Source organism: Rothia kristinae NBRC 15354, from assembly GCF_001570865.1.
Lineage (GTDB): Bacteria > Actinomycetota > Actinomycetes > Actinomycetales > Micrococcaceae > Rothia > Rothia kristinae.
In genome coordinates, this window is sequence record NZ_BCSM01000015.1 from 30293 (window position 1) to 57002 (window position 26710).

The 26710-nt window shown below is 72.1% G+C and carries 21 protein-coding genes; 9 read left to right on the forward strand and 12 right to left on the reverse strand.

What is annotated here, in order from left to right; genetic code table 11:
• The first annotated feature begins 172 nt into the window (after window positions 1-172).
• From KKR01S_RS09160 to KKR01S_RS09175, 4 genes are all read left to right on the forward strand, one after another.
• Complete coding sequence (locus KKR01S_RS09160; protein ID WP_061225835.1) at window positions 173-1672, forward strand: alanine/glycine:cation symporter family protein; 1500 nt, start codon at window positions 173-175, stop codon at window positions 1670-1672.
• Window positions 1673-1808: 136 nt separating this feature from the next.
• Complete coding sequence (hchA, locus tag KKR01S_RS09165; RefSeq protein ID WP_061225836.1) at window positions 1809-2684, forward strand: glyoxalase III HchA; 876 nt, start codon at window positions 1809-1811, stop codon at window positions 2682-2684.
• Window positions 2685-2699: 15 nt separating this feature from the next.
• The gene (locus tag KKR01S_RS09170; protein ID WP_061225837.1) at window positions 2700-3332 is read left to right on the forward strand and encodes an arsenic metallochaperone ArsD family protein; all 633 of its coding nucleotides are present in this window, start codon (window positions 2700-2702) and stop codon (window positions 3330-3332) included.
• A 177-nt stretch (window positions 3333-3509) separates the two neighbouring features.
• On the forward strand, window positions 3510-4691 hold the full coding sequence (locus KKR01S_RS09175) for an ABC transporter permease (protein ID WP_061225838.1): 1182 nt from the start codon (window positions 3510-3512) through the stop codon (window positions 4689-4691).
• A 21-nt stretch (window positions 4692-4712) separates the two neighbouring features.
• Here the strand turns inward: KKR01S_RS09175 and KKR01S_RS09180 are convergent, their stop codons facing one another.
• From KKR01S_RS09180 to KKR01S_RS09195, 4 genes are all read right to left on the reverse strand, one after another.
• Window positions 4713-6221: an amino acid permease gene (locus KKR01S_RS09180; protein ID WP_232238553.1), complete on the reverse strand. Its 1509-nt coding sequence runs from the start codon at window positions 6219-6221 to the stop codon at window positions 4713-4715.
• A gap of 74 nt (window positions 6222-6295) precedes the next feature.
• Window positions 6296-7639, reverse strand: a complete 1344-nt coding sequence (gene gabT, locus KKR01S_RS09185) for a 4-aminobutyrate--2-oxoglutarate transaminase (protein ID WP_061225839.1) — start codon at window positions 7637-7639, stop codon at window positions 6296-6298.
• 75 nt (window positions 7640-7714) lie between these two features.
• A complete protein-coding gene (locus KKR01S_RS09190) occupies window positions 7715-8614 on the reverse strand; it encodes a universal stress protein (RefSeq protein WP_058731174.1) in 900 nt (299 codons plus the stop codon).
• Entirely contained in the window at window positions 8611-10056 is a 1446-nt protein-coding gene (locus KKR01S_RS09195; protein ID WP_061225840.1) for a flavin monoamine oxidase family protein, read from the reverse strand. Before KKR01S_RS09195 ends, KKR01S_RS09190 begins: the two co-directional genes overlap by 4 nt.
• A gap of 117 nt (window positions 10057-10173) precedes the next feature.
• Here KKR01S_RS09195 and KKR01S_RS09200 point away from each other — a divergent pair, with 117 nt between their 5' ends.
• Window positions 10174-10911: a TetR/AcrR family transcriptional regulator gene (locus KKR01S_RS09200; RefSeq protein ID WP_061225841.1), complete on the forward strand. Its 738-nt coding sequence runs from the start codon at window positions 10174-10176 to the stop codon at window positions 10909-10911.
• Between the two features lie 11 nt (window positions 10912-10922).
• Here the strand turns inward: KKR01S_RS09200 and KKR01S_RS09205 are convergent, their stop codons facing one another.
• A complete protein-coding gene (locus KKR01S_RS09205; protein WP_058731178.1) occupies window positions 10923-12458 on the reverse strand; it encodes an APC family permease in 1536 nt (511 codons plus the stop codon).
• A gap of 407 nt (window positions 12459-12865) precedes the next feature.
• On the opposite strand from KKR01S_RS09205, the gene KKR01S_RS09210 reads away from it, so the two are divergent.
• Window positions 12866-13081, forward strand: coding sequence for a hypothetical protein (locus tag KKR01S_RS09210; protein ID WP_061225842.1), 216 nt, complete (start codon window positions 12866-12868; stop codon window positions 13079-13081).
• 18 nt (window positions 13082-13099) lie between these two features.
• Window positions 13100-14047 carry a VanZ family protein gene (locus KKR01S_RS09215; protein ID WP_061225843.1) on the forward strand — a complete coding sequence of 316 codons (948 nt, stop codon included), beginning with the start codon at window positions 13100-13102 and terminating at the stop codon, window positions 14045-14047.
• Between the two features lie 224 nt (window positions 14048-14271).
• On the opposite strand, the gene KKR01S_RS09220 is transcribed toward KKR01S_RS09215, so the two are convergent.
• The 6 genes from KKR01S_RS09220 to KKR01S_RS09245 form a co-directional block, all read right to left on the reverse strand.
• On the reverse strand, window positions 14272-15108 hold the full coding sequence (locus tag KKR01S_RS09220) for an HpcH/HpaI aldolase family protein (protein WP_081101678.1): 837 nt from the start codon (window positions 15106-15108) through the stop codon (window positions 14272-14274).
• Window positions 15093-15878, reverse strand: coding sequence for a 2-keto-4-pentenoate hydratase (locus tag KKR01S_RS09225; RefSeq protein ID WP_061225844.1), 786 nt, complete (start codon window positions 15876-15878; stop codon window positions 15093-15095). The genes KKR01S_RS09220 and KKR01S_RS09225 overlap by 16 nt, the downstream gene beginning before the upstream one ends.
• Window positions 15879-15887: 9 nt before the next feature.
• A complete protein-coding gene (gene hpaD, locus KKR01S_RS09230) occupies window positions 15888-16997 on the reverse strand; it encodes a 3,4-dihydroxyphenylacetate 2,3-dioxygenase (protein ID WP_061225845.1) in 1110 nt (369 codons plus the stop codon).
• Window positions 16998-17097: 100 nt separating this feature from the next.
• Entirely contained in the window at window positions 17098-18624 is a 1527-nt protein-coding gene (locus KKR01S_RS09235; protein WP_061225846.1) for an aldehyde dehydrogenase, read from the reverse strand.
• Window positions 18625-18635: 11 nt separating this feature from the next.
• Window positions 18636-19367: a GntR family transcriptional regulator gene (locus KKR01S_RS09240; protein WP_081101679.1), complete on the reverse strand. Its 732-nt coding sequence runs from the start codon at window positions 19365-19367 to the stop codon at window positions 18636-18638.
• Window positions 19346-20953: a fumarylacetoacetate hydrolase family protein gene (locus KKR01S_RS09245; protein ID WP_061225847.1), complete on the reverse strand. Its 1608-nt coding sequence runs from the start codon at window positions 20951-20953 to the stop codon at window positions 19346-19348. The genes KKR01S_RS09240 and KKR01S_RS09245 overlap by 22 nt, the downstream gene beginning before the upstream one ends.
• A 175-nt stretch (window positions 20954-21128) precedes the next feature.
• On the opposite strand from KKR01S_RS09245, the gene KKR01S_RS09250 reads away from it, so the two are divergent.
• Together KKR01S_RS09250 and KKR01S_RS09255 are read left to right on the forward strand one after the other, a co-directional pair.
• A complete protein-coding gene (locus KKR01S_RS09250) occupies window positions 21129-22562 on the forward strand; it encodes an MFS transporter (protein ID WP_081101680.1) in 1434 nt (477 codons plus the stop codon).
• A gap of 200 nt (window positions 22563-22762) precedes the next feature.
• Complete coding sequence (locus KKR01S_RS09255) at window positions 22763-24814, forward strand: phosphatase PAP2 family protein (protein WP_131800609.1); 2052 nt, start codon at window positions 22763-22765, stop codon at window positions 24812-24814.
• Window positions 24815-24932: 118 nt separating this feature from the next.
• On the opposite strand, the gene KKR01S_RS09260 is transcribed toward KKR01S_RS09255, so the two are convergent.
• The gene (locus KKR01S_RS09260) at window positions 24933-26693 is read right to left on the reverse strand and encodes a thiamine pyrophosphate-binding protein (protein WP_280513757.1); all 1761 of its coding nucleotides are present in this window, start codon (window positions 26691-26693) and stop codon (window positions 24933-24935) included.
• Between the last annotated feature and the right edge of the window lie 17 nt (window positions 26694-26710).

A 26710-nucleotide genomic window follows, 5' to 3' on the forward strand; every position in this document is an offset into this window, starting at 1 on the left:
CGGAGGCCGACCCCCGAGGGTCACCCAACGGACCGGGAGCCGGTACCCTGTTGCCCATACCTCATGCGCGCGCCGGTCCGGGGCCACCCCCGCGGCATCGCACCCGGTGGAGCCCCCTGCGGCTCCGCGGTCGGCGCCGCACACCCACCGCACCTTTCGAAAGGGGCCCGCCATGGACTCCCTGCAGAGCGTCGTCGCGACCGTCGGCGAGTACATCTGGTACGTGATGTTCGCCGTGCTCATCGCCGCCGGACTGTTCCTCACCGCCCGCACCCGCGCGGTGCAGGTGCGCAGCATCGGCGAGATGTTCCGCGTCATCGGGGAGCCCAGCGGCACCCGCGCGGACGGACGCAAGCAGATCTCCTCCTTCCGCGCCTTCACCATCTCCGCCGCCTCCCGGGTGGGCACCGCCAACATCGCCGGCGTCGCCATCGCCATCACCGTGGGCGGGCCCGGCGCGGTGTTCTGGATGTGGCTGATCGCCACGATCGGCGCCGCGAGCGCCTTCGTGGAGTCGCTGCTCGCGCAGCTGTACAAGCACCACGGGAAGGACTCCTACATCGGCGGGCCGGCGTACTACATGACGCGCGGGCTGAACGCCCGGTGGATGGGCGTGCTGTTCGCGGTGATCATCTGCGTGACCTACGGCTTCGTGTTCAACATGGTCCAGTCCAACTCCATCGCCGACGCCGTGTCCGAATCCCTGAACGGGGTGGCCCCGGAGTTCGCCTCCTCCACCGCCCTGAAGGTCATCCTCGGGATCATCCTGACCGCGATCACCGCGCTGATCATCTTCGGCGGGGTCCGCTCCATCTCCGCGGTCACCCAGATCCTCGTGCCCGTCATGGCGATCCTGTACATCCTGCTGGGGCTGATCGTGGTGGTCATGAACCTCGGGGAGGTCCCGCACGTGATCGCGCAGATCTTCGAGGGGGCCTTCGGGATCCGGGAGTTCGTGACCGGCGGCGTGATCGGCGTGATCATGCAGGGGGTGCGCCGCGGGCTGTTCTCCAACGAGGCCGGCATGGGCTCGGCGCCGAACGCCGGGGCGACGGCGGCCGTGTCCCACCCGGCCAAGCAGGGCTTCGTGCAGTCCCTCGGCGTGTACTTCGACACCCTGGTGGTCTGCTCCATCACCGCGTTCATCGTTCTGCTGTCCGAACCCGCCTTCGGGGACTCCGCGGAGGGCGCCTCCCTGACCCAGAACGCCCTGGCCGCGCAGCTGGGCGGATGGGCCGTGCACTTCCTGACCGTGGCGATCTTCCTGTTCGCGTACTCCTCGGTGATCGGCAACTACTACTACGGCGAGTCCAACATCGAGTTCCTCACCGAGAAGCGGTGGGTCCTGCAGGTCTTCCGCCTCCTGGTGCTGGTGTGCGTGTTCACCGGGACCGTGGTGGCCCTGGACCTGGTGTGGTCCCTGGCGGATGTGTTCATGGCCGTCATGACGCTGCTGAACCTCATCGCGATCTGCGCGCTGTCCGGGGTGGCCGCGCGGGTGCTGCGCAACTACGAGCGGCAGCGGCGCAGCGGCCAGGAGCCGATCTTCCGGGCCTCGGATGAGCCGTGGCTGAAGAACCTGGAGGTCTGGGACGGCGAGGACGAGGTGACCACCCGCCAGTTCTGGATCGACCAGGACGCCGCGAAGAAGGCCCGCGCCCGCCGCGGGTGAGCTCCCGCTCCTCCCGACGCCGCCCGGCTCCCCGCCTCCCCGGGGAGGCCGGGCGGCGTCGTCTCCGGGGGAATACCGGCGCGGGATCGCGGGTTGACCAGGGTGCGAAGCACACGATGACCGGCAGGAGGCTCCCGTGAGCGAGCAGGATCAGGACCGCACCCCGCAGGCCGACCCGGCCGAGGACGACGCCTTCTTCCCCTCCCCCTACTCCCTGTCCCAGTACGTCCCGCCGAGGACCGACTTCGACGGCGTCGAGCACGAGGGCGAGTACACCGGGGGCCGCTGGAAGGTGCTGATGATCGGCACCGAGGAGCGGTACCTGATGACCGAGGAGGGGAGGTTCTTCTCCACCGGCAACCACCCCGTGGAGATGCTGCTGCCGCTCAAGCACCTCGCCGACGCCGGCTTCGAGGTGGAGATCGCGACCATCACCGGCGCCCCGGTGAAGCTGGAGCTGTGGGCCATGCCCGCCGAGGACGAGGCCGTGAAGGACACCTTCGAGCGGTTCAAGCAGCAGCTGAAGAACCCGCGCAAGCTCTCCGACCTCGTGGAGAGCGAGCTCGGCGAGGACTCGGACTACCTGGGTGTGTTCATCCCCGGCGGGCACGGCGCGGTCAACGACCTGCCCGAGTCCGAGCTGGTGCAGCAGGTCCTGGACTTCGTGCAGGACCGCCAGCGCACCCTGATCACCCTGTGCCACGGGCCCGCCGCGCTGCTGGCCTCGGGGCTGGGGCGGGAGGAGTCCCACTTCGCCGGGTACGAGATCACCGTGTTCCCGGATGCCCTGGATGAGGGCCCCAACGTGGAGATCGGCTACCTGCCGGGACACCTGCGCTGGCTGGTGGCCGAGGAGCTGGGCAAGCAGGGGCTGAAGGTGCTCAACGAGGACATGACCGGCGCCGTGCACCGGGACCGCAACCTGCTGACCGGGGACTCGCCGCTGGCCTCCCACGCCCTGGGCAAGCTGGCCGCGGATGTGCTCCTCGACGAGGCCGCCGCGCGGGACTGAGATGTGGAGACGAGCATGGATCTGACCGAGGTGGAGGTGTTCATCCCGGACGGCGGGCCCGAGGACGCCGAGCGGGAGGCGTTCCTGGACGCCGCGGAGGAGCTGCTGGAGGAGGGGCTGCCGATCACGGTGTACAGCCGCGGCACGCACGACTGGGCCTTCGAGGAATGCGAGCACGTGGCGGACATGGTCGCGGCCTCCGGCGAGCAGGTCCTGCCGATCACGCTGCTGGGCCCGCAGATCGTGGCCTCCTGGACGTATCCGACCGCCGAGCAGATGCGCCGCTTCGCCCGCGCCCGGGTCCCGAAGCGCAAGGACCCCCGCTTCTCCTCCACGGGCGCCGCCTGCGGACCCGGCGGGGGCGCCGTCGGGATGCCCGGGGCGGGCGGCCCCGCAGCCGGGGCGCGGATCGCCGGCGCCGGGATCGCCGCGGGTGGTGCGGGTGCCGCCGGCACCCAGGGACCCGCGGGATTCGCCGCGACCCTGGCCGGGGTGCGGGAGACCCCGCGGGGCGGACCCGACATCGGGAACCGACGCAACCTCATGGGCGGGGACGTCGGGGATGGTCTCCCGGAGGCGGATGCGGAGGCGGACGCCCAGCAGGGCGGAGGCTGCTGCGGCGGCTCCTGCGGCTGCGGGTCCCACTGACCCCCCTACCCTCCCTCCTCACCGCAGAACTGGAGATGCCTCTCATCACGGGACGCGTGGCGTCCCGAGATGAGAGGCATCTCCAGTTGTGCGGAGGAGGGGGCGAGGGGGTTGCTCGACCATTTATATAGTGGCACGATGTATTTTCGTCCCGCTCGCACCGTCGAAAGCACCCGCATGTCCGCAGCCACCGACCTGCACGCCCCCGCCGCACCCCAGAGCCCGGCACCCCGGCCCCTGCCGGAGCGCTCCCCCCAGACCCCCGGCTCCTCCCCCGCCTCCGCCCGACGCACCAGCTCCGCGGCCGCCCATGGCCGCTCCCGCCGGCGGATCCGCGGGCCCTTCCGCTCCGGGGAGTTCTGGAGGACCCTCCTGACGCACCTGATCACCCCGCTGTTCCTGGGCACCGGCATGGCCCTGGCCTACCTCGGCGCCTTCCACGCCCCCAGCCCCCACCACCTGCCCGTCGCGGTGGTCGGGCAGGGCGAGCAGACCGCGGCCTTCGCCCAGTCCCTGAACGACGCCGCGGACGGGGACCTGCAGGTACGCACCGTGGGCACCGCCGATCAGGCCCAGCAGCTGGTCCGGGATCGCGACGTCGTCGCCGCCTACGCCCCCGGGGAGGACCAGGCCGCCCTCTACGTGGCCACCGCCGCCTCCGCCTCGGACAAGGAGGTGGCCCAGCAGGTCCTCGGGCCGGTCGCCTTCCGGCAGCACCTGCCCCTGCAGACCGTGGACGTGGTGCCCACCAGCGGGCAGGACACCAGCGGGCAGAGCATCTTCTTCATGCTCGTGGCCCTGAGCGTGGGCGGGTACTCCTCCGCCGTCGCGATCGCGGCGGCCACCGCCAAGGTCAGCTACCTCGGGCGCCTGCTGATCAGCGTGGCCGTGTCCTTCGTGATCGCGGCGCTGGTGACCATCGTCGTCGCCGACATCATGCAGGCCATCCCCGGGCACCGCTGGGGTGTGCTGATGCTGTCCTGGCTGTACGTGAGCACCATCTCCCTGCTCGGGGTGGCCCTGCACCCGATCCTGCACCGCTGGACCACGCCGTTCCTGGTGATGTGCTTCGTGATGCTGAACTTCACCAGCTCCACGGGGATCTTCAGCGCCCACACCGCCCCGGCCTTCTTCCAGGGGCTGAGCACCTTCTGGAACGGCGCGGCCTGGCTGCGCGCGGTGCAGACCCTCGTGTACTTCCCCGGCCAGCCCTTCTGGTGGGACATCCTGCGCCTGGGGCTGTGGCTCGTGGTGGTCGGCGGGCTGATGGGCCTGACCCACTGGTTCTCCATCCACCGCACCCGCGTGGTGGACGAGGAGATCCCGGTGGATGAGGACGAGGAGGGCATCGCCGCCTGAGCACCCGCCTCGCCCGCCTCATCAGGCCCGACGGCGGGTGAGCGAACGGCGCACCAGCGGCCAGCAGGCCACCAGCACACCCGTGGCGATCAGGCTGGTCCACACCTGGGTGCGTCCGTCCGGACTGAACAGCATCACGATCAGGACGAAGGCGACGCCGCCGATCAGCAGGATGTTCAGCCACGGATGGAACCACACCTTCAGCTGCAGCCCGTCCCGCTCCTGCGGCGTCATCCGGCGGCGCAGGTTCATCTGGGTCAGCGCGATGAACACGTACACGAACAGCGCCACCAGACCCGCGGAGTTCATGATGAAGTCGAAGACACCGGAGTCCGGGGCCGCGAAGTTCACGATCGTGGCGATGACCCCGCCGATGGTCGAGGCCAGCAGCGCGAACACGGGCACCCCGGTGCGGGAGCGGCGGGCGACGATCCGCGGGGCGAAGCCCTGCTGGGCCAGGGCCGCGAACATCCGGGAGGCGGAGTACAGCCCCGAGTTGAGCACCGAGAGCACCGCGGTGAAGATGATCAGCTGCATCACGACGTCGGCCCCGGGCAGGCCCAGCCGGGCGAAGACCAGGGTGAACGGCGCGTGGGCGACGTCGGTGGGCGCGGGCAGCTCGTCCCACGGGATGACCATGGTGATCACCAGGACGGCGCCGACGAAGAACAGCAGGATCCGCCAGATCACCGTGGAGGTGGCCTGCCGAACCCCCTTGGCCGGGTCCTCGGATTCGGCGGCGGCCATCACGGCGATCTCCGTGCCGAAGTAGGAGAAGATCACCAGCGCCACCCCGGTCAGGGCCACGCTGTACCCGTGCGGGGCGAAGCCGCCGTGGGCCCACAGGTTGGACACGCTCATCGAGGTGTCCGGCCACAGCCCGAGGGCGAAGAGCAGCCCGGCCACCAGGAACACGACGATCGCGATGACCTTGATGCTGGCCAGCCAGAACTCCACCTCCCCGAAGGTGCGCACCGAGATCATGTTGGTGCCGACGAACAGCGCCAGCAGCAGGAAGGACCCCGCCCAGGCGGGCAGCACGGGGAACCAGCCGTGCAGCGTCTCCCCGCCGAGCACGGACTCGTAGGCCAGCACCCCGACCCAGAAGTACCAGTACAGCCAGCCCACCAGGTACGCGGCCCAGTCGCCCAACCCCACCCGGGCGTACTCCATGAAGGAGCCGATGGCGGGCCGGGCCGCGGCCATCTCCCCCAGCATCCGCATCGCCAGGAACACCAGCAGCCCGCCGAGCAGGTAGGACAGCACGGCGGCGGGACCCACGGAGCGGATGACGTTGCCGGAGCCCACGAACAGGCTCGCCCCGATGATCCCGCCCAGGGTGATCATGGTGACGTGGCGCGAGCGCAGCTTGCGCGGGGCCGAAGGGGCGCCGCTCTCGGGGGCGCCGTCGCCGGGGGCCTGCCCGCCGGGGGCGCGCCGGGAGCCGCGCGGGCGGTGGACCGTGGAGCCCATCGAGGTCTGCGGGGAGACCGGATCGTCGTAGGGATTGGTGCGCGGCGAATCGGCCATAGCGGTGCTCCTCAGGTCGGCGGGAGGTGATCCTCCCAGCTTCCTCCTGTCCTGTTACGGAACGGGAACGCCGATCAGGCCGCCGCGCGGATGGCGTCGGCCAGGATCTCCAGGGCCCGGCCCAGCAGCTCCTCCCCGATCACCAGCGGCGGCAGCAGCCGGATCACGTTGCCGTAGGTGCCGGCGGTCAGCACGATCACCCCGCGGTCCATGCAGTAGGACGCGATCTCCTTGGCGGCCGTGGGGTGCGGGGTCTTGGAGGCGGAGTCGGAGACCAGCTCCAGCGCGAGCATGGCCCCGCGCCCGCGGAACTCGCCGACGATGTCCAGCTCCTCCACCAGCGGCTCAAGGACGGAGCGCACCTGCGCCTCGATGGCCTGGGCGCGGGCGCTGAGGTCCCAGTCCCGCATGGTCTGGATCGCGCCCAGGGCCGCGGCGCAGGAGACGGGGTTGCCGCCGTAGGTGCCGCCGAGCCCGCCGGGCTTCACGGCGTCGAACAGCTCGGCCCGCCCGGTCACCGCGGACAGCGGCATCCCGCCGGCGATGCCCTTGGCCGTGGTCACCAGGTCCGGGACCACGCCCTCGTGATCCACGGCGAACCACTTCCCCGTGCGGCAGAACCCCGCCTGCACCTCGTCGGCGATGAACACGACGCCGTTGTCCCGGGTCCACTCGGACAGGCGCGGCAGGAAGCCATCCGCGGGGACGATGAACCCGCCCTCGCCCTGGATCGGCTCGATCAGCACCGCGGCCACGTTCTCCGCGCCGATCTGCTTCTCGATCTGCTGGATGGCCCGCTCCGCGGCCTCCTTCCCGCCGATCGGGGCGGCCTCCCGGTACGGGTAGTTCATCGGCACCCGGTAGATCTCCGGGGCGAAGGGCCCGAAGCCGGCCTTGTACGGGGCGGCCTTCGCGGTCAGGGCCATCGTGAGGTTGGTGCGCCCGTGGTAGGCGTGGTCGAACACGACGACGGCGTTGCGGGAGGTCGCGGCCCGGGCGATCTTCACCGCGTTCTCCACGGCCTCGGCACCGGAGTTGAACAGCACGGTGCGCTTCTCGTGGTCCCCGGGGGTCAGCTCGTTCAGCTGCTCCGCGACGGCCACGTACCCCTCGTAGGGGGTGACCATGAAGCAGGTGTGGGTGAAGTGCGCTGCAGCCTCGCGCACCCCGTCCACCACGGCCGGGGCGGAGGCGCCCACCGAGGTCACGGCGATGCCGGAGCCCAGGTCCACCAGGGAGTTGCCGTCCACGTCCACGACGACGCCGCCGTCGGCGTCGGCCGCGTACACCGGGGTGGAGGAGGCCACACCGGCGGGCACCACCCGGGCGCGGCGCTCGGTGAGCTCCCGGGACTTGGGCCCGGGGAACTCCCCGGTCAGGCGGATCTCCTGCGGCAGGCGGTAGGTGATCTCAGACAAGGAACGCACTTCTTTCTCTCGGAGGTCCGAGGGGTCGGTGGGCGGGTGGCGGCAGCGCCGCCCCCGGGTGTGATTCTAGTCGCGCCGGATGGCGGGCAGGGCGCCCGTCCAGGGCAGGGCGGTGGAGCCGTTGCGGCCGGGCTGATAATCCCGGGGGACCACCACGAGGGGGATGGGCAGGGCCGTGAGGATCTTCGAGGTGGTGGAGGAGAGGAACAGCCGCCCCGCCTCCGCGAGCTTGGAGGATCCGGCCAGCAGCAGGGAGCCGGTCCCCCAGTGCACCGAGTCCACGGCCTCCGGGATGGACCGGCCCACCCCCACCTCCACGCTCAGCAGATCCGCATCCTCTGGCTGCACCGGGCTGCGGCGCAGCATGTCCTCCACGGTGGCCCGCGCCCCGCGGCTGGTCTCCTTGGTCTCGTCCACCAGGGTGACCAGCCGCAGCGGCAGACCCGTGCGGTTCATGGTCGCCACGGCTTCGGCGACCAGCCCCATGCCGTCCTCCTCCGGACTGACCGCGCAGTCGATCCGGGTCAGGCGCTCCTGCGGATCCGCCTCACGCGGGGCCAGGATCACCGGGAGGGTGGCCCGGTGCAGCAGGGCGTTGGAGACGGAACCGATGCCGTGGCGGCGCCAGGTGCTGACCTTGGCTCCGCCGACCAGGACGGCCCCGGCGCCGCGGATCTCGGCCAGCTCCAGCAGACCGGTGGCGGAGCTGGCCGCACGGTGCAGGTGGAAGGAGGCGTCGACGTCGTCCGGGATGAGCTGGGCGGCCTCGGTCAGCCAGCGCTTGGCCTGCGCCTCGACCATCTGGGTGTAGTTCCCGCCGCCCTTCAGCGCGCGGGAGAAGGTCTCCTCGACCTTCACCACGTAGGCGATGTCCAGGCCCACGTCCAGGGAGCGGGCCATCGCCACGGCGAGGTTCAGGGCATCGCGTCCCCGCGCATTCGGGGTGTACCCGACGACGTACCTCACAGCTGCTCGAGGATCTCTCGGGCGGTCTTCCGGCCCATGCGCACCGCGCCGTCCACGTGCTGGTAGCCCTCCGCGGCGATGTCCGAGCAGGACCAGTGGATCGGGCCCACGGGGGCGTTCTGGTCCGCTCCGTAGCGGTGCAGTCCGCCGAGGTCGTAGCTGGCGGCGTAGGCCCCGCGGGTCCATTCCTCCGCGCCCCAGTCGGACTCGTAGTAGACCACCGGGTGCTTGGCCTCCTCGCCGAGCAGCTCGGCGATGGCATCGAGGATCGCGGCCTGGCGCTGCTCCGCGGTGAGCTCGAACATGGCGTCCGCCTTCTCGTCGGAGACGAAGCCGACCAGGGTGCCCCGGGCGTGCTCCTGCCCGGTGGCGGGATCCCAGTGGGTGTTGTCGTAGACCTCCTGCACCAGGTGGTCCGCGGCGAAGGCGGTGCCGGACAGGCCCTTGTCCCGCCAGAACGGGGTCTCGTACACGGCGTGGACCTTGATCACCAGGCCGAGGGACTGGTGCTGGTGCATCTGCTGCTGGCGCCGCGGCAGCGCCGGGACGAAGGAGATGCGCTCGTAGAGATTCGGCGGCACGGCGACGACGGCGCGACGGGCCCGCACGAGCACCCCGCCGCCGTCGGCCTCGCCGTCCTCGGTGAAGTGCTCCGCCTCCACCAGGACGGGGTGGGTGCCCTCCTCCTGCCAGCGCAGCACGCGCACGGGGTGCTCCAGGATCACATCCTCCCCGAGCTGCTCGGCGATGGTGGTGGACACGGACTGCATGCCGCCCAGCACGCGCTCATCGAGGATGAAGTCCTCATCCACGAGGTTCGAGAAGGAGCCGGCGGAGGCGGCCATGAGCACGGCCTGCAGCGCGGAGAAGGCATGCGCGGGTTTGGTGAGCATCCCCCCGGCGATGAACAGGCCGATGTTCTGGCAGGCCTCCTCGTCCGCGGACTGCTCGCGCAGCCAGTGGTGGAAGCTGATGGTGTCCAGCTCGCGGGCCAGGGGATGGGCCCAGGGCTCGTGCGGCCCGATCTGCGCGGCGAGGTCATCCAGGATTCCGATGAGCCGGGCCATCTCCGCCTGGGTCTGCTCCGACGCGGGGAACATCTCGCCGGTGTAGCGGGTGACGGTGCCGTCCGGGGCTCGGTAGACGGACTCGCCGTCGCGGTAGCGGGAGTAGGTCCGCAGGCCCAGCTCCCGCACGAGCTCCAGGAGGGCGGTCTGATCCGGGGAGATCCACTGGCCGCCGATCTCCAGGAAGTGCCCGTCCACCTCCTTGGACCAGGTGCGGCCCCCCACGCGCTGGCGCGCCTCGAGCACGGCCACGCTCTTCCCGGCGCTCTTCAGGTCCCGGGCGGCGTTCAGGCCGGAGGGACCGGCGCCGATGACGACGACGTCGACCTCGCGGGTGGGCCAGTCCGGATGGGCGGTGGGGGTGCTGGACGTCATGACGGGGACCTTTCGCGACGCGGCCTATAAACGAATGCTGTTCGTTTTTCAGTGTAGCCTGCGGATGCGCCCCGCGTCACCCCGGTCCGGCACGGCGACGGCGGTAAGGTCGAGGCCGTGACCCAGAAGCCCCCGCGCCGTCGCGGCCGCCCCACCCGCACCGTCCTGGACCCGCAGCGCATCGTCGCCGCCGCCCGGGACCTGTTGGAATCCGTGGGCGAGGGCTTCACCATGACGATGCTGGCGCGCAGGCTCGGGGTGGCCCCCTCCTCCCTGTACAACCACGTGGGCTCCAAGGACGAGGTGCTCGCGCGCATCTCCGACGACGTCGCGCGCGGCATCGACGCCTCCGCCCTGGCGGGCCTGGCCGCGGGGGCGGGCCCCGAGGCACCGGAGGTGGAGACCGCCGCCTCCCCGCTCGCAGATCCCGCCGCGCGGGCCGCAGCCTGGCGCGATGCCGCGGAAGCCTGGGCCCGCTCCTACTTCCGGGCGTTCTCCGCCCAGCCCTCCATGGTGGCGGCCCTGGCCCTGACCCCCGTGGCCCAGGCCCCGCAGACTCTGCAGATGTACGAGACCGTGATCCGCGGCTTCCTCGCCGCCGGGTGGCCGGAGCCGCTGGTGCTGCGCGTGGTGGAGACCCTGGAGGCGTTCCTGCTGGGCAGCGCACTGGATGCCGCCGCACCGCAGGACATCTTCGCCCCCGGCGCCCTGAGCTCTCGCTTTCCCGTGATGGCGCGGGTGCACGGCCTGTACGAGACCACGGGAGGCCCCGCGGCGGCGACCGAGGCCTTCGAGATCGGGTTGGACGGCATCCTCACCGGCCTGGAACGGCGCCTGACTCGCATCCTCGGCTGAGGCGGCGCGGGTCACTCAGGGCGGTCCACCGCACCCGGGGCGACCTCGATCTCCCCGCGAAAGAAGGCCGGCATCGTCCGAGACAGCACCAGCATGGTCACCACCCCGATCAGCAGGATCCCCGCGCCGAGGATGAACACCAGGCCCACCCCGAACAGCTCGGATCCGGAGCCGTTGGCCGGGTCGAAGGAGTCCGCGGTGGTGCGCACGAAGAAGATCAGCAGCAGCACCCCGCCCAGCAGCGGCCCCAGGAGCATCCGCAGGAACGCCCCGACGGAGCGGAAGGCCTGGCGGCGGAAGTACCAGACGCAGGCCAGAGCGGTGAGGCCGTAGTAGAAGCAGACCATGAGACTCAGCGCGGAGATGGTGTCCCACAGGACGTTCTCGGAGACCACGCGCATCACGGTGTAGAACCCGGCGGCGATGGCCGTGGAGGTGACGGTCGCGTAGCTGGGGGTCTGGAAGCGGGGGTGGATGCGGGAGAACCGCCGCGGCAGAGCGCCATAGAACCCCATGGCCAGCATGGTGCGCGCCGGGGAGACCATGGTGGACTGCAGCGAGGCGATCGAGGACATCAGCACTCCGAGGGACATCAGCACCCCGAGCGGCCCGAGCACCGGGGTCGCCAGCGCAGCGAACACGTTCTCCTGGATCTCCGGGTTGGACAGGCCGAGGGCGCCGTCGCCGGTGCCGGAGTAGGCCAGGGTCGCGCAGGCCACCAGGAGGTAGAGGATGACGACGACGCTGATCCCCAGCAGCGCGGCCCGACCCGGCGTCTTCTGCGGATCCTTGGCCTCCTCGTTCAGGGTCAGCGCGGTGTCCCAGCCCCAGTAGATGAACACCGACAGGGAGATGCCCGCGGAGAAGGCGGAGAAGGAGCCGACGCCGAAGGGGTTGAACCATTCGATGGAGGGGGTGTGCCCGTCGAAGGCAGTGCCGTGGGCCACGTGCACCAGGGCGGCAGTGGCGAAGACGACGAGGATCAGCAGCTGGAAGCCGACCAGCACGTACTGGAAGCGCTGGGTCTCCTCCACGCCGCGGTAGGAGATCGCGCAGGTGACGGCCATGAACACCAGGCAGGTCAGGACATTGACGGCCACGTTGCCGGAGAGGCCGGTGATGGCGTCGCTGCGGAAGATCTGCCCGAGCAGCAGATAGAAGAAGTCCACGGCGATCCCCGCGAGATTGGACAGCACCAGCACGGTCGCGGCCAGCAGCCCCCACCCGCCGATCCATCCGATCCGGGGCCCGAAGGCCTTGGTCACCCAGGTGAAGGTGGTTCCGGAGTCCGGCATCGCGCTGTTCAGCTCCCGGTAGCCCGCGGCCACGAGCAGCATGGGCACGAAGCCGAGCAGGAAGATCGCCGGAAGGTGCACCCCGACGACGGAGACCGTGGGCCCCAGCGCCCCGGCCAGGGTGTAGGCGGGAGCGATCACGGAGATGCCGACGACGGCGGCCCCGAGCAGTCCGACCTTCCCGACGCTGAGACCCTTGCCCGAGACCTGCGATTCGGCATCGCCGGCGCGGCCCGTCCCTTCACCCGGGATGCTGACGGGGGCCTCCCTCCTCGAGCGGAGGCGCCGGGAGACCGCCGGGGAGGTGGAGGTGTGGATGGGGACCTCGCGACGGGGTCGTGAACTCACGGGCGCTCCTTGTCAGGGTCGCGGACGATCAGGGTGCGGAATCCGGCAGCGGCCACCAGATAACGAACGCCTTTCGTTTTGTTGGGTGCCACCCTACCCCCGGCGGCGTCGATCCGTGAACCCGATCACCCGTGGCCCCTCCCCGCGAGCCGGCGCTTCCGTTCCCCTTCCGGCGGGATTCGGGGACGACAGCGCCGTCTCGGCATCGGCAGGTGCTGGGAAGGGGGCAGGTCGGCGTCGGGAGGGGCCGAACCCGCGTGTAGCGTGGGGGTCCGCACCGGCCGACGTCGAGACCCCGAGGAGATGCGCGCGTGGAGGAATGGATCTGGCCGCTGTGGATCGGCCTGGGTGCGGGGACCCTGCTGTTCCTCGCGGTCCTCATCCCCCTGCTCGTGTGGCAGTACCGCCGCTACGGGCACCCGCCGCTGCGCCGGATCATCGGCAGCCTCGCGGTCAGCCTCTACGCGGCCGGGCTGTTCGCGTACACCATGCTGCCGCTGCCGGAGCCGGGCAGCCTGGACTGCTAGGGCGGCTCGGCGATCCAGTTGGTCCCCTTCCACTTCCTGCAGGACATCCGCACCCAGACGGCGGGGCTGTCCACGACCGGGATGCTGACCTCGCGGGTGACCCTGCAGGTGGTGTTCAACGTGGTGCTGTTCCTGCCGTGGGGGATGCTGGTGCGCGGCTTCTTCAAGCGCAGCTGGCTCACCGCCACCGTCACCGGGTTCCTCGGCTCCCTGCTCATCGAGTCCTCGCAGTACACGGGCCTGTGGTTCCTCTACCCGTGCGCCTACCGGCTGGCCGACGTCGATGACCTCATCGCCAATACCACCGGCGCCCTCATCGGCGCGGTGGTGGCCCCGCTGTTCCTGGCGTGGATGCCGTCCTCCGCGGAGCTGGCCGCGACCCGCCGCGTGCCCCGCCCGGTGACCGTGTGGCGCCGGTGGTTCGCGATGCTGCTGGACTGGCTGGGCATCGGCGTCGTGACGCTGGCCGCCTCCACGGCCACGGCGATGCTCTTCCACGTCACCGGATGGCAGCGACCCTCCGCCGGGATCCAGGGGACGACGACGGTGCTGCTGCCCGGTCTGCTGTGGGTCCTGGTCCCCGCCGTGACCGGCACGCGAGCCTCGGCGGGGCAGAAGGCCGTGTGGCTGGCCCCGGTGCGCCGGACCCCGCACGCGGCGGTGGAGGGTTCGGGGTCGCGCCGACTGCCGCTGTGGCGGTCCCTGGTGCGGGCGCTGAGCGTGGCCGGGGTGTACGTGGCGGTGCGCGCCGAGGCCGCGGCGGCCGCGGAAGGCATCGGCACCGCGGTGCTCACGCTGGCGCTGGGACTGTGGATCCTGGCCGCCCTGATCGCCGTCATCCCCACCCGGAACCACCGGGGCCTCTCCTATGCCCTGGCCGGAGCGGAGCTGGTGGACGCGCGGGAGCTGCCGGAGCCCACTCCCCCGCACCCGAGCCGGCGCTCCGGTTCCCAGCCGCTCCCCTGAGCCCACCGACCCGGCGCTCTCATGCCCTCCCGGCCCCGGCTGCACCCGCGAGACGGCGCTCTCGTTCCCTCCCACCCCCTCCGCCTACGCGAGACGGCGCATCCGTTCCCGAAAACGACGATTTCGGGAACAGATGCGCCGGATCGCGTGATGGGTGGGAACGAAAGCGCCGGGTCGGGGGTCTCCCACGGGAAGGGTGGGAACGAGAGAGCCGGGTCACCGGGTCAGCGCAGCGAGGCCGCGGCCTCCTGGGCGCCGCGCATCATCAGGGTGACGTCGGCGGTGACGGAGAGGAAGTCCGCTCCGGCCCGCGCGTACTCCCGCGCCCGCTCCGGGTCGAAGCAGTTCACCCCCACGGGCTTGCCCGCGGCATGGGCGGCGTCGAAGACCCGGTGCACCGCGGCCACCACCTCCGGGTGGCCCTGCTGACCCAGCAGCCCCATCGACGCGGCCAGGTCCGCCGGACCCACGAACAGTGCGTCCACGCCCTCGACGGCCGCGATCGCCGCCGCCTGCTCCACCGCCGCGGCGGATTCGATCTGCACCGTCAGGGACACCAGCCCCGCGGCGCGGGCCAGGTACTCCGGCACCGCGTTCCACCGGGAGGCCCGCGCCAGGGCGGAGCCCACCCCGCGCACCCCGGCCGGCGGGTAGCGCACCGCCCGCACGGCGTCGGCGGCCTGCTCGGCGGTGTCCACCATCGGCACCAGGAGGTTCTGCGCCCCGGCGTCCAGCACCTGCTTGATCACCACCGCATCCAGGGCCGGGACCCGCACCACCGGGGTCGCGGGATAGGCCGCAAGCGCGCGCAGCAGCCCGGTGATGGTCTCCAGGCCGATGGGCGAGTGCTCGCCGTCGATCAGCACCCAGTCCATCCCGGCGGCCCCGGCGATCTCCGCGACCGTCGGGGACCCGGAGCACACCCACATCCCGGCCAGGGGCGCGGGAGCCTCCGGTGCGACGCCGCCCGGGCCGGGCTCGACGCCGTCCGCCGCACTCTGTCCGGGTCGGGCCGCAAGCCGCTCGGCGAGGGTCGGCGGGAGCTCTACTCGAAACGGCATGTGATGGTCCCCAGCTCTCGGTAGTCGGCGTACACGGTGTCGCCCTGATGGACCCACAGGGGTCGGGCGAAGGAGCCGGCGAGGATGATCTGCCCGGCCTCGAGCCGGTCCCCGTGCCCCGCGAGGCGATCGGCCAGCCAGCGCACCCCATTGGCGGGGTGGTTCAGGACGCCGGCGGCCACCCCGGTCTCGATGATCTCCTGGTTGCGGGAGAGGGTCCCGGCGACCCATCGCAGGTCGACGGCTTCGGGGGCGACGGGGCTCCCGCCGAGGACCATCGCCCCGAGGGCGGCGTTGTCCGCGATGGTGTCCACGATGGTGCGGCCTTCCATCGCGATGCGGGAGTCCAAGACCTCGAGGGCGGGGACGACGTACTCGGTGGCGCGCAGGACGTCGAAGATGCTCACCCCGGGACCGACGAGGTCGTCCTTCAGGACGAAGGCCAGCTCCATCTCGATGCGCGGGTGCGTGTACCGCTCCCAGGCGAACACGTGCCCGGAGTCGCGGACCTGGTCATCGAAGATCACCCCGTAGTCGGGTTCGTCGATGCCGGTGGCCTCCTGCATGGCCTTGGAGGTCAGGCCGATCTTGTGCCCAGCCCTGCGCCGCCCGGCCTCCTCCTGCCGCCGGGCCCAGATCCGCTGCACGGCGTAGGAGTCCTCGACGGTCATCTCCGGGTAGCGGGCGGTCAGCAGCGGCACCGGCCGCCGATCCTCGCCGGCCCGGTGCAGCTGCTGCGCGATCTGCTCGCGGGTCCTCTCATCCAGCATGACGCCCCCCTACAGCTGGTTCCCGATCTTGAAGCCCTTGGCGGCCTCGCCCCGGTAGGTGCCGGCCTCGTCGTCGGCCCGGGTGTAGGAGAAGCCGTCCGCGCCGATGGTCACCTCCAGCTCCGAGGCGGCCTCGCGGTCCACCACCGGCTGCGGGTTCCCGTCCAGGTCCAGCACCGGGGAGGCCTCGGTGTACCAGGAGGGGACCACGGGGTTGCCCCACCAGTCCCGCCGCTGGTTGTCGTGCACGTCCCAGTGCACCACGGGGTTGTCCGGGTCGCCGGTGTAGTAGTCCTGGGTGTAGATCTCGATGCGGTGCCCGTCCGGATCCAGGATGTACAGGTAGAACGCGTTGGAGACGCCGTGGCGGCCCGGGCCGCGTTCGATCCGGTCCGAGATCCGCAGCGCGCCCATCTTGTCGCAGATGTAGAGGATGTTGTGCTTCTCGTGGGTCGCGAAGGCCACGTGGTGCATCCGCGGCCCGTTCCCGCCGGTCATCGCGGTGTCGTGCACGGTGGGCTTGCGGCGCATCCACGCGGCGTACTCGGTGCCCCGGTCATCGGAGATGTCCTCGGTGATCCGGAATCCCAGGCCCTCCATGTACCGGCAGGCCCGCGGCACGTCCGGGGTCACCTGGTTGAAGTGGTCCAGGCGCACCAGCGCGCCCGCGCCGTAGAGGTCGTAGCGCCAGGCCAGGCGCTCCACGTGGGCGACCTCGTGGAAGAACTCGTAGGGGAAGCCCAGCGGGTCCTCGACCCGCACCGAGTCCCCGATGCCCGTGACGAAGCCCTCCCGGCGGCGTTCGACCCGGCAGCCCAGCTCCCGGTAGTAGGCCTCGGCGGCGTCGACGTCCTCCGGGGTGCGCACCCGGTAGGAGAAGGCGCGCACCGCGGCCACCGGGCCCCGGCGCAGCACGAGGTTGTGGTGGATGAACTCCTCCATGGAGCGCAGGTAGATCGCCTCGTCGTCCTCCTCGGTGACCACCAGGCCGAGCAGGTCCACGTAGAACTCCCGGGACCTGGCCAGGTCGGTGACGATCAGCTCCATGTACGCGCAGCGCAGGATGTCCGGCGGCTGCACGGAGGGAGTGGGGATGGGGGCGGTGTCCTGGGTGCTCATCTGCGGCGCCTTTGCTCGTGATGGTCGGTGGGTCGGGAAGGATGGCGGGCCCGACGCCGCCCGGGCGGGGCGGCGTCGGACCGCAGGGATGCCGGGCGGCTCAGGCCTGCCGGCCGAAGACGGGGTTGTGCACCTCGCCCAGGTTGATGTGCACGGCCTGCTGGTCCGTGTAGAAGTCGATGGAGCGGTAGCCGCCCTCGTGCCCCAGCCCGGAGGCCTTGACCCCGCCGAAGGGGGTGCGCAGGTCCCGGACGTTGTTGGAGTTCAGCCACACCATCCCGGCCTGGGTGGCCTGGGCGAAGGTGTGGGCGCGCTTCAGATCGTTGGTCCAGATGTAGGCGGCCAGCCCGTACTTCGTGTCATTGGCCAGGGCCAGCGCCTCCTCCTCGGTGTCGAAGGGGGTGATGGCCACGACCGGCCCGAAGATCTCCTCCTGGAAGATCCGGGCCTCGGGGGCGACGTCGGCGAAGACCGTGGGCCGGATGAAGTTGCCCTCCGGGAACTGCTCCGGGCGTCCGCCGCCGGCCACCAGCCGGGCCTCGGTCCTGCCGATCTGAACGTAGGACATGACCTTCTCGAAGTGCTCCGGATGCACCAGCGCCCCGACCTCCGTGGTCTTCTCCGAGGGCAGGCCCACCTTCACCCGCTCGGCCTGGGCGGCGTAGCGGGAGACGAACTCGTCGTAGATCCCGCGCTGCACGAGGATCCGGGAGCCGGCTGTGCAGCGCTCGCCGTTGAGGGAGAACACCCCGAAGATCGTCGCGTCGATCGCGGTGTCCAGGTCCGCGTCCTCGAACACGACGGCGGGGGACTTCCCGCCCAGCTCCATGGACAGGCCCTTCAGATGCGGGGCGGCGTTGGCGAAGATGATCTGCCCGGTCCGGGACTCCCCGGTGAAGGAGATCAGCGGGACATCCGGGTGCTTCACGAGCGAGTCCCCGGCGTAGCCCTCCTCACCGAACCCGTTGACCAGGTTGAACACGCCGACGGGCAGCCCGGCCTCCTCGAAGATCCCCGGCCACAGGGACGCGGACAGCGGGGTGAACTCGGCGGGCTTGAGCACCACGGTGTTGCCGGTGGCGATGGCGGGGGCCAGCTTCCAGGACTCCAGCATGAACGGGGTGTTCCAGGGGGTGATCAGCCCGGCCACGCCCTTGGGCTTGCGGTTGACGTAGTTGACCTGGCGGCCGGGGACCTTGAAGGCGTCGTCGTGCTGGGCGACGATCAGGTCCGCGAAGAACCGGAAGTTCTCCGCGGCCCGGCGCGCCTGGCCCAGGGCCTGGGTGATCGGCAGGCCGGAGTCGTAGGACTCCATCGCGGCCAGCGCCTCCCCGCGGGACTCCACGATGTCCGCGATCCGGTGCAGCACCCGGGAGCGCTCCCGCGGCAGCATCCCGGGCCAGGGGCCGTGCTCGAAGGCCTCCTTCGCGGCGGCGACGGCGGCGTCGACGTCGGCCTTCATCCCGGAGGCCGCGCGGATGTAGGGCCGGTTGGTCACGGGGTCGAGGACGTCGAAGGTCTCCCCGTCGAGGGAGTCGACGAACTCCCCGCCGATGTAGTGGCGCAGGACCTCCGGCAGGTCCGCCGGTCGGGCCTGCTGCTGGATCTGCTCGATGCTCTCGGTCATGGCTCCTGCTCTCAGGTGGTGGTGCTGGACGGTTGGTGCTGGCGGGCCAGGTAGCTGCCCAGGGTCGCGGCTCGGTGGGCCCGGGCCGCGGCCTCGATCCGCTCGGGAGCGGCATCGGACTCCAGCAGGCCCAGCAGCTGCTCGTGCTCGGCCACGGAGTCCCGGGCCCGCTCCGGGACGAAGGAGAAGGTGGATTCGCGCAGGTGCCCCAGCCGCTCCCACTCGGCCTCCACCAGCTCGATCAGCCGCGGATTGGGACAGCGGTCGAACAGCACCCGGTGGAACTCGTGGTTCAGCCGGGTGAACTCGGCGGGCTCGAAGTCCTCCAGCAGCCGGGCCATCCGGTCGTTGATGCCGCGGGCCCGGTCCAGGTCCTCGGCCGCGAGGTGCTCGGCGGCGACGGCGGTGGCCGCGCCCTCCAGCAGGCCCAGGGTCTGCATCGAGGCGCTGTACGCGGCGGCGTCGCGCATGGCCACCCGCGCCCCGACGTTGCGCTCGAAGGTCACCAGCCCCTCGGCCTCCAGCTGGCGGATGGCCTCGCGCACCGGGACCACGGACATGCCCAGCCGATCCGCCAGGGTGCTCAGCACCAGGCGCTGGCCCGGCGGGAAGACCTGCTCGGTGCAGGTGCCGTGGATGCGGTCCTTGATCCACCGGTAGGCCCGTTCGGCCTTGCTCAACCCGGCCTCCGCCTCGGTGGGGGCGGGGGTCTCGACGGCGGTCACCCCTGCTCGCTGCGCCATGTCCGGTACGCCTCCTTCCACGTCCCGACGGGCGGGAACAGCCCGTCCACGGGATGCCCCTGGGCCACCCGCTCGGCCACCCACTCGTCCTGGATCTCCTTCTCGCGGGCGGCCTCGGCCACCTCGCGGGCCAGGGCCCGCGGGATCACGATGACGCCGTCGTCGTCACCCACGAGCACGTCCCCCGGGAGCACGGCGGCGTTCCCGCAGGCCACGGCGGTGTCCGCCTCCCACGGAACGTGCCGCTCCCCCAGCACGGCCGGGTGGCGGGTGCCGGCGAAGACGGGCAGGCCGATCCCGGCCACGGCCGCGGAGTCCCGGACGCCGCCGTCGGTGACCACCCCTGCGGCCCCAAGGTGGCGGGCGCGCAGGGCCAGCACGTCCCCGAGGGTCCCGGAGCCGGTCTCCCCGCGGGCCTCGATCACCAGCACCTCGCCCTCGCCCACGGCGTCGAAGGCCCGCTTCTGGGCGTTGTACCCGCCGCCGTGCTCGGCGAACAGGTCCTCCCGCAGGGGCAGGAAGCGCAGGGTGCGGGCCACCCCGACCATCCGGGTGCCCGGGGTCAGCGGGTGCACCCCCTCGATGACGATGCCGTGGATGCCGCGGGCGCGCAGCTGGGCGGAGAGTCCCGCGGTGGGGGTGGACTCCAGCAGGGCGCGCAGCTCGGGGTCCAGGGGGGCGGGGGTGGTGGGGTGCCGGGCCGAAGCCGGGGCGGCGGGGGCGGTCGCGGCCGGAGCTGACTCGGCTGTCGCGGACTCGGCGGGGACGGCGTCGTCGGGGACCAGCCCCGCGGCTTCCCGGGAGCCCCAGGCTTCCTCGCGCTGCTTCTCATCCGTCGTCGGCAGGGAGCCGAGGGCGGCGTCGAAGCCGCCGGGCCCGGCGACCACGCGGGTGCTCAGCCGGCCGCTGGTGGGGTGCCCCGCGGCGTCGGGGGCGTCCACCTCCACCTCCACGACGTCGCCCGGGGCGATCACGGAGGACCCGGCCGGGGTGCCGGTGAGGATCACGTCCCCGGGGCGCAGGACGAGGTGCTGGGAGAGGTCCGCGACGAAGCGGGCCAGGGGGAAGATCATGTGCTCGTCGGCGGTGGTGTCCTCCTGGCGCAGCTCGCCGTTGACCCAGGTGCGCACGCGCAGCGCGGCGGGGTCCACGGCGCGGGCGTCGATCAGCTCCGGGCCCAGCGGGGTGTACCCGGCTCGGCCCTTGGAGCGCAGGTTGGAGCCCTTGTCCGCGGCGCGGTAGTCGTACAGGCCGAGGTCGTTCGCGGCGGTCACCGCCCCCACGTGCGCCCAGGCCTCCGCAAGGCCGACGCGGTGCGCGGTGGCGCCGATGATCAGGGCGATCTCGCCCTCGAAGGCCAGCAGCTCGGTGCCCTCGGGCCGCTCGACGACGCCGCCGGAACCGGCCAGGGAGCCGGCGGGCTTGAGGAAGTAGGAGGGCTGCTCGGGGCGCCGTCCGCGCTGGGCGGCCCGGGACTCGTAGGCCACGTGCACCGCGATGATCTGGGCGCCTTCGGGGACGGGGACGGCGGTCGAGGCGGAATCGCGGGCGCCGTCGTCGCGGTCGCTGCGGGGGTCGATGCTCATGCGCGGTCCTGCCTGTGGATGCTCCGATGGATCTGTCAGGATCGTATATCATCCTGCCGGAGTGTGACAAGGGTCCCTTTGAGCCGCACACCGTATATGATCTGGCGCAAGCTGCCGATCTGTGATGCAGCTCATCCGCAGCTTCCGCCGCTCGTCTGACAAAGGAGTCACCGACATGGTCGCCACACCCCCCGACACCCCACCCGTGCCCGAGGACGTCTCATCCGAGGCCGCCCACCACGACCCCACCACCACGACCGCCGCCCTGCGCACCATCGACCAGCGCCGGGAGCAGCGCCGCGTCATCGCCGGGACCATCATCGGCACCAGCATCGAGTGGTACGACTTCTTCCTCTACGCCTCCGCCGCCGGCCTCGTCTTCGGGCAGCTGTTCTTCCAGCCGCTGGGCCCCCAGGCGGCGGTGCTCGTCTCTTTCCTCACCGTGGGGCTGAGCTTCCTGTTCCGCCCGCTGGGCGCCTTCCTCGCCGGGCACTTCGGGGACCGGATCGGGCGCAAGCGGGTCCTGATGATCACCCTGATCGGCATGGGAGCCGCGACCACGCTGATCGGCGTCCTGCCCAGCTACCACACCGCCGGGGTGATCGCTCCGATCCTGCTGTTCGCGCTGCGCATCCTGCAGGGCATCTCCGCGGGCGGCGAGTGGGGCGGGGCCGCCCTGATGTCCGTGGAGCACGCCCCCGTGGACCGGCGCGGGCTCTACGGCGCCAGCCCCCAGGTCGGGGTGCCGCTGGGTCTGCTCATGGCCTCCGGGATGCTCGCGCTGATGAGCGCGATCGCCCCGGGCGAGGCCTTCCTGCAGTGGGGCTGGCGGGTGCCGTTCCTGCTGTCCGTGGTGCTGATCGGCGTCGGATACTGGATCCGCCACGGCGTCGCCGAATCCCCGGTGTTCCAGCAGATCGCGGACCGCCGCCAGAAGCGCTCCGCGCCGATCGGCGTGCTGTTCCGCCGCCACGGGGCGCTGGTGGTGGTCGCAGCACTCATGTTCGCCGGCAACAACGCCGTCGGCTACATGACCACCGGCGGCTTCATCCAGAACTACACCACGGACCCCGACGGCCCGCTGGGGATGGCCCGCGGACCCGTGCTGCTGGCCGTGACCGGCTCGGCCGTGACGTGGCTGACGTTCACCCTGATGGCCGGATGGGCAGCGGACCGGATGGGGCGGCGCAGCTCCTACCTGCTGGGGTGGGCGCTGCAGCTGATCGGCGTGCTCACGCTGTTCCCCCTGGTCAACACCGGGGACCCCGTGAAGCTGTTCCTCGGCCTGGCGATCCTCACGGTGGGCCTGGGGTTCACCTACGGTCAGCAGCCGGCCGCGTACACAGAGATGTTCCCGGCCTCGGTGCGCTTCTCCGGGGTGTCCATCTCCTACGCGATCGGCGCGATCCTCGGCGGAGCCTTCGCCCCCACCATCGCCAAGTACCTCCTGCAGGCCACCGGCACGACGACGGCGATCGTGATCTACCTCGGGGCGATGACGGCGATCGGGGCGCTGGCCACCCTGATGATGCGGGACCGGCAGGGCATCCCCCTGGGCCCCGGACACGAGGAGGAGCAGGCCACCCGCCCGCTGATGATCGGCCGCTGACCGGCGCCCACCCTCTCCTCCTCGCACCGTCGGTTCGGGACGGGTTCGTCGCTTCGGGACGGGATATTCCGGTCCCGAAGCGACGAACCCGTCCCGAATACGCTTCCCGGGGGTGGGCGGGGGCCGCCGGGCGGGGGTGTTCACCCGGGCTTCACCGAGGCTGGTGATGCGGTTCACCGACCGCGCTTAATCTCATCGCTATGCAACCCATCAGCATCCGCACCGCCGCCTCCTGCCCGCGCGGTCGCCGCTTCGGCGCCGCCGGGGCGCTGGCCGTCCTCGCCCTGAGCACCGCGATCGGCCCAGCACTGGCCGCACCCGCCGACGACACGACCCAGACCACCGCGACCCCGACCGCCGTCACCGCGACCTCCGCGCCCACCCTCGCGGCCGCCGCGACCACCGCCCCGGACGGCGTCGCCCCCATGGCGGAGTTCGAGCAGTGGTGGACCCCGGTGGCCTACGACGCCGCAGACCCGGCCGGGACCGCCTTCCGCGGCAGCGTCACCGAGGCCGGCGCCTCCGTGCTGAAGACCAACGACGAGCAGTACGCGGCCATCAACCACCGCGGCGCGGCCGACACCACCCAGGCCCACCGGGCGCTGATCGACGCGGACATGGACTGGACCGAGACCCTGCCCGACGCGCTGGGCCCGGTGCTCGGCGGGTACCTGGAGGACGGCGTCGCCCAGGGGAAGCTGCCCCTGACCACCGCCGTCGTGAAGGACTCCGGCTCCGCGATCAGCACCGGGGCGGCGAAGAAGCACTACAACTACCCCCGCCCCTACATGAGCGATCGCAGCCTCGGCGGGAAGAACGACCTGCGCGGGCTGGCCCCGGACCTGAACACCACCCGGGTGTCGGACTGGCTGGACCCGGCCACTGGTCGGCTGCACACCGCCAGCTATGACGCGATGCTCGCCGGGCACTCCCAGGCCTTCCCCTCCGGGCACACCACCTACGCCTACGGCATCGGCATCGGCCTGGCCATGGTGCTGCCGGAGCTCGGCCCGGAGATCCTGACCCGCTCCTCCGAGGCCGGCAACAACCGGATCGTGCTGGGCGTGCACTACCCGCTGGATGTGATGGGCGGGCGCATCGAGGGCCACCTGGGCACCACGGCCCTGTACTCCGGTGACTACGCCCAGACCACCCTGGCCCCGGCCCGCGCCGAGCTGACCGACTACCTCACCCAGCGGTGCCAGGAGGCCGGACTGGGTCAGACCCTCACCGCGTGCATCGACGCGACCCGCGCGAACGACTCCGGCGGGTACCGCAACGTGTTCACCGACGCCGTCTCCACGGCACCCGTCACCGATCGCGCCTCCGCCCTGCAGGCCTACCGGGCCCGGATGACCTACGGCTTCCCGGCCGTCGGCACCACCGGCCAGGCCCCGCGGGTGCCCGCCGGCGCGGAGCCTCTGCTGGCCACGGCCTTCCCGACCCTGACCGCAGAGCAGCGCCGTCAGGTCCTGGCCGCCACGGAGATCCCCTCCGGCTACGCCCTGGACTCCTCCTCCGACGGGTGGCAGCGCATCGACCTGCCCGCCGCGATGAGCTCCGAGGTGACCGTGGATGCCGCCGGGACCGTGACCTCGGTGGTCCCGGGCCAGGCCCGCGCCAGCGTGGTCCGCAGCGACCCCGCCCCGAGCCCGACGCCGACCGCCGAGCCGACGGCCACACCCACCGCCGGGCCCACCGCGTCCCCGACGGCGGAGCCCACCGCGACGCCGACGAGCGAGCCGACTGGCTCCCCCACCGCCGAGCCCACCCAGCAGCCGACGGCGGGACCGACCGCGACCCCGACGGCCGCTCCCACCGCTAATCCCACCAACGAGCCCAGCGTCGAACCGACCGGTGCTCCCACTGCTGAGCCCACCGCCTCGCCGAGCACCGAGCCCAGTACCTCTCCCTCCGCGAGCCCGGAGCCTTCCGCGAGTGCAGCCGTGGCCCCCGTGCCGGGTGACGGTGACGGCGGGAACCGCGGCGGCGGCAGCGGGACCGGCGACGGCTCCGGCTTCACCCTCACCGGCACCTCCGGGAACGGCGGCGGCACCGGCGGCTCCGCGGCGGGCGGCGTCGGGAGCTACGGCTCTGAGAGTTACGGTTCCGGCACCTACGGCTCGAGTAATACCGGGCTGGCCTCCACCGGCGTCGATGCGGCCGGAACCCTCGGGATCGCCGGCGGAACGATCCTCGCCGGGGCGCTGCTGACCGCGCTGGTGCGGCGTCGTCGGACCCGCGCCTCCTAGCGGCCCACCACCCCACCCCCATCAGCGTTTCGGGACGGGTTCGTCGTTTCGGGCCGGGATATTCCGGTCCCGAAACGACGAACCCGTCCCGAAACCGTTACCGCTGGCCTGGCCGGGATCAGGGGCGGCGGGTGCGGGCGCCCTTCGCCTGGGCCAGGACCTCCCGCATGTGCGGGGCCATGACGTCCCCGGAGATGCGGCAGTCCAGGGCGTAGACGCCGTCGCAGCCGGCCTCGGCCCAGCGCTGGAAGTCCGCGAGGTCCTCGAGGGTGCGCACCACCCGGAAGCGGGCGCCCAGGGCCCCGAGGATCCCGGCGAAGTCGATCTCCGGGATGCGCATCGGCGCCTCCGCCAGGCCCCGGGAGCCGTACTGGTGGATCTCGGCCCCGTAGGCGCCGTCGTTCATCACCACGATGACGCCGCGCCGGGCCGTGCGGATGAAGGTCTCCGCGTCCGCGATGCCCATCAGGCCGCCGCCGTCGCCGGTGACCAGCACCGAGACCGCCTCCCCCGCGCCCGCGTTGACCCCGGCGGCGGCCGGGAACCCCAGGCCGATGGACTGGAACTGGGTGCCGAGCATGATCATCCGGTCCGGGGCCGTGACCGGCAGGTAGGTCACGGCCCATTCGATGAAGTGTCCGCCGTCGATGCTCACGATCCGCTCGGCGGGCAGGGCCGCGTCGATGCGGCGCATCAGGCTGCGCGGGTCCAGTCGGCCGTCCGGGGCCAGCGGATCCCCGTCCGGGCGGGTGGTCGGGTCGGCGCCGGGGTCGGCGTCGGGCTCGGCATCGGCGACGACGGCGTCGGGAGCGGACCCGGAGTCGACCAGACCGCGGGCGGCGTCGTCGTCCTCCAGCAGGCTGCGCAGGGCGGTGAGGGCCGGGGCGGCTTCGGCCCGCAGGTGCTCGTCCACCCGGGGGTGGGTCGCGGCGGGGGCGAGGTCGATCTGCAGCACCTGCGCCTCGGGGCCGAAGGAGCGGCCGAAGGACATCGTGAACTGGTTCAGCCCCGCGCCCACCACCAGCACGACGTCGGCCGCCCGGATCCGCTCGGCCGAGCCGGCCGCCGCGAACCCGCCGCAGATCCCCAGGTCCCGGTACCCGGTGGTCTCCCCCGCCGCGGGGGTGAAGGTGCCCTGGGCGGGGGCGGTGGTCGCGAGGTCGGCGCCCAGCAGGCCGGCCACGACCCGCAGGTCGGCTTCGGCGCCGCGGGCTCCGCGCCCGGCGAGGATCAGGGGTCGCTCGGCCCCGCGCAGGGCGTCGGCGAAGCGCTCCACGGCCGCCTCCTCCGGGGCGGGCAGCGCGTGCGCGGGGAGGTCGAGGTCGGGGATCCGGGCGCCGTCACCCTGGACGGGGGCGGCCACGAGGTCGTAGGGGATCGCCAGGACCACGGGGGTCCGCTCGGTCAGGGCCCTATGCACAGCCCGCACGGCCGTCGCCCCGGCATCGTCGGCCCCCACCACGAGGGTCGGGGCGCCGAGGGCGGCGGCCGCACCCACCTGGTCCACATCCCACGGGCGCAGCCCCGAGGTGGGGGCGTCCCCGACCACCAGGACCAGCGGGGTGCGCGACTGCGCGGCCTCGGCCAGGGCGGTGAGGGTGTTGGTGAATCCGGCGCCGTAGGTCGCGGTGGCCACCGCCAGGCGGCGGGTGACCCGGTGATAAGCATCCGCCGAGGCGACGGTCGCGACCTCGTGGCGCACGGGGATGACGCCGGGGCCGAGCCGCTCGAGAGCGTCGACGAAGAAGGAGTTGCCGTTGCCCATCAGCCCGAAGAAGGCCCCCGCGTGGGGGATCAGAGCGCGGGCGATGACCTCGGAGACGGTCTGGTCCGGCCGCTCCTCCGGAGCGGAAGGGCGCAGGGCGGCGGAAGCTGGCACGGGGTCTCCTCGGTTCT